Source organism: Saccharicrinis sp. 156 (assembly GCF_050589685.1).
Classification (GTDB): domain Bacteria; phylum Bacteroidota; class Bacteroidia; order Bacteroidales; family Marinilabiliaceae; genus Saccharicrinis.
On record NZ_JBNGOS010000090.1, the window covers coordinates 1 to 3,502 of the forward strand.

The window sequence follows — 3,502 nt, forward strand, 5'->3', positions numbered from 1 at the left end:
GGCAGGTAATGTATACCAAAATATAATGTAAAGTATAGACGCAGGATAGAACAGCTACAAAGGCATTAATTGATTTTAGTTTACATTAAATTTGTTTTCGGTTGTAAATTGTCTGTATAACCAATATTTAAAAGCGATGGAAAATAACAAACAGACAATTGACAGTTTATTGGATGAGCTATTTTTATATTTTAAAAATGCTCAATACCATAAGGTGACTGTTTCGAGTTACCGGAGTTGTTGGAACAGGGTAAAAGACTTTATGCTTGACAACGGGATCAAGTACTATGACAGAAACGTGGGTAAGGCCTTTTTAAAAGGGGAACTGGGGGATTTTGTTTACGGAAATCTCAGTGACAAACAAAAATCCCTTGTCAACCGTACCGAGGCACTTTATAAGTTCCAGTCTACAGGGCGTATCCCCGTAGGGGGAAAGCAATTACCGCCAAAAGAATTTGAAGGGGAAATAGGGCATATAATAAAGAGGTTTATTTCTTATAGAAAAGAAACGCTGGGGTTGGCAAAGAAAACGGTTCATTCCTATACTATTTACCTGCATTCCTTCTACCTTTATTTAAACAACGCCGGGATCAGGCAGATAAAGGATTTCAATGCCTGCAGCTTGCTTTCCTATGTCAAACAGATGGATCAAACCGCTTCGGCAAAACAGCATGTTACCTTGAACATATTACGCATATTTTTCAGGTATTTACATGAACACGGGATATTGCCGGCGGATTACTCGCAGGTTGTTCCCAAAGACAGTTACAAGGAAAGCGACAAGCTGCCATCGACATTTACGGACGAAGAAATAAAAGCCATATTAAATGCCATCGACAGGGGAAGCCCCAAAGGCAAGCGTGATTACGCCATGCTTTTAATTGCAATGAGGCTGGGCTTAAGAGCCTCGGATATCACCGGGCTCCGATTTGAGAATATCATCTGGGAGCGCAATGTAATATCGATCGAACAGCAGAAGACAGGGGAACCCCTGGAACTCCCTTTGTTACCGGAAATCGGCAATGCAATTATAGATTACCTTAAACATGGCAGGCCGGTCTCCAAAGCCCCTCAGTGTTTCCTTCGGGCACAAGCTCCTTATGTTCCGATTACTTATTCCTGCCTGGGCAATGTTGTAGTACGTTATATGCGTTTGGCAGGGATCAACTGTGTCAAACGCAAACACGGCCCCCATGCGCTCAGGCATTGCTTTGCCAGCGCCCTTCTGAAAGAAAAAGTACCATTGCCGGTTATCTCGGAATTGCTCGGCCACAAAAATATGTCATCGAGCATGGGATATTTACGGGTAGACCTGGCGTCATTGAGGGAGTGTGCTTTGGAAGTTCCTCCCGTTCCCCTTTCATTTTACAATATTGGAATTAATAACAAACAAGAAAGGAGGATATAGTGATGGACAGGATGTATTATAGCATATTTGGCCCTTATATAGCAAAGTTTATTGCGTTAAAGAACAGTCTTGGGTATAAGTATAACGACGGTGGATGGGCCCTTTCCCTGTTTGACCGTTTAGCTTACTCAAAAGATGTGGGCAAGCTGGAAATAACCAAAGAACTTGCAGAAGAATACAGTGTTTTACGGCCGAACGAGAAAGAAAAAACAAGGTATAACAGGGTCGTTATCGTATCCCAGTTTGCGCGGTTTTTAAACGACCTTGGTTTCCGTTGCTGTCCCCCCCGGTGCGCCCCGGCCAAGAGAACCTATATCCCATATGTTTTCACAAGGGAACAAATAAAGGAAATATTTAAGGTCTGCGATAACCTTGAAATATGTATCTGCAACAGAAACACGGCTGTTTCCGCAATGCCTGCCATCATAAGGCTTCTGTACGGTACGGGGGTGAGGGTCGGTGAGGCCGTGAAGTTAAAACATGGGGATGTTGACCTTTCGGGCAATAAGCTGATATTACGGCAAACCAAAAACGGGACGGACAGGATGGTGCCGTTTTCAGAATCCCTGGCAGAAACTTTAAGAGGATATCTGAAACACAGGGACCTCATACCTGCTATAAAAAAAGCAGACACTTTTTTCATCAAGCCGGATGGATCACCTATAGCGATGAACAGTGTCTACAAATGGTTTAGGCGAATCTTATATAAAGCCAACATTCCGTTTCGGGGAAGAGGCCTGGGACCTCGTCCGCACGACCTGAGGCATACGTTTTGTGTACACACGTTGGCACAAATGTCGGGAAAGGGGCTTGACCTTTACTGTTCGTTGCCCGTGCTGTCGACTTATCTGGGGCACCGGACATTAAGGGGCACAGATGTTTATGTCCGTTTAACGGCAGAAATGTATCCCGACCTGGTAAAAAAGACATCGTTCATATGCGCGCGGGTTTTTCCTAACATTAAAACAGGCAACCATGAAACCAACTGATTTTGCACAGCACGTGACCATATTCCTGTCTAAGTATCTTCCGGGAGAAAGAGGGTTGAGTACCCATACCATAGAATCATATAAGTATGCCTTTGTGCTGTTTGTACGGTTCATGAAACAAAAAAAGAATATAGCGGTCACCAAACTGAGACTTAGTGACCTGACAAAGGATTGCGTGACCGGGTTTCTTGACTGGCTCGGGAACACCAGGGGATGCAGCCCTGCGACAAGGAATGTAAGGCTGGCCACGATCCACTCTTTCGTCAGGTTTCTTCAATATCGGCTTCCCGAGAAAATGGCCCAGTGGCAAAATATATTGTCTATAAAAGAGAAAAGAACAGGAAAAAAGACCATCAGCTACCTTTCGGTTGACGGGACAAAACTTTTGCTTGAGCAACCCGATACAACAACGGCCAAAGGCAGGCGCGATCTTGCAATGTTGGCCCTGATGTACGATTGTGGGGCCAGGGTACAGGAAACTATCGATCTGACCCCTTCCGACATACGGCTACATAAACCGCATACGGTCAGATTGACCGGGAAAGGCAACAAAACACGTATTGTGCCTTTGATGGAGGAAGAAGTGGCGCACGTGAAAGGCTACATGGAAGAAAAGGGGCTTAACAAAGTCCATTTGTCGGAGGCCCCCCTGTTTTGCAACAAAAGAAAAGAAAGGCTGACACGTGCCGGTATCAACTCTATTCTGAAGAAATACGTCAAGGATGCCAAAGAAAAAAGCCCGGGTCTCATACCTGACAACATCAGTTGCCATTCCTTGCGTCACTCCAAGGCGATGCATCTTCTGCAGGCCGGTGTCAATATCGTGTATATACGAGATTTTCTCGGACATGAGTCGGTGCTGACCACTGAAATATATGCCAGGGTGGATTCCAAGCAGAAAAGGGACGCTCTCGAAAAAGCCTATGTGCAGATTGTAGAGAAAGAAACTCCCGTATGGGTGGAAAACGATGACCTAATGCAATGGTTAAAGAGATTTTAAGAAAAGATAATGTAAAGTGGTTTGTTGCCTTTTTATAAGCCATCCCACGTTATATCAAAGGCAAACACAACTACTTTACATTACAGTTTGGTATACATTACCACA

3 protein-coding genes are annotated in these 3,502 nt (G+C 44.3%); all 3 read left to right on the plus strand.

Going from position 1 to position 3,502, the window contains the following annotated elements; all coding sequences use genetic code 11:
* The first annotated feature begins 136 nt into the window (after positions 1–136).
* From ACRD64_RS25070 to ACRD64_RS25080, 3 genes are read left to right on the plus strand one after another with little or no spacing between them, the layout of a single operon-like run.
* Positions 137–1,408 carry a tyrosine-type recombinase/integrase gene (locus ACRD64_RS25070; RefSeq protein WP_430937352.1) on the plus strand — a complete coding sequence of 424 codons (1,272 nt, stop codon included), beginning with the start codon at positions 137–139 and terminating at the stop codon, positions 1,406–1,408.
* An 11-nt stretch (positions 1,409–1,419) separates the two neighbouring features.
* A complete protein-coding gene (locus ACRD64_RS25075) occupies positions 1,420–2,397 on the plus strand; it encodes a tyrosine-type recombinase/integrase (RefSeq protein WP_430937354.1) in 978 nt (325 codons plus the stop codon).
* The gene (locus tag ACRD64_RS25080) at positions 2,384–3,397 is read left to right on the plus strand and encodes a site-specific integrase (protein WP_430937356.1); all 1,014 of its coding nucleotides are present in this window, start codon (positions 2,384–2,386) and stop codon (positions 3,395–3,397) included. The genes ACRD64_RS25075 and ACRD64_RS25080 overlap by 14 nt, the downstream gene beginning before the upstream one ends.
* The last annotated feature ends 105 nt before the right edge of the window (positions 3,398–3,502 follow it).

Excerpts from the sequence above, each read along its gene's own strand:
- ACRD64_RS25070 (WP_430937352.1), top strand. The coding sequence starts at position 137 with ATGGAAAATAACAAACAGACAATTGACAGTTTATTGGATGAGCTATTT.
- ACRD64_RS25080 (WP_430937356.1), top strand. The coding sequence starts at position 2,384 with ATGAAACCAACTGATTTTGCACAGCACGTGACCATATTCCTGTCTAAG.
- ACRD64_RS25075 (WP_430937354.1), top strand. The coding sequence starts at position 1,420 with ATGTATTATAGCATATTTGGCCCTTATATAGCAAAGTTTATTGCGTTA.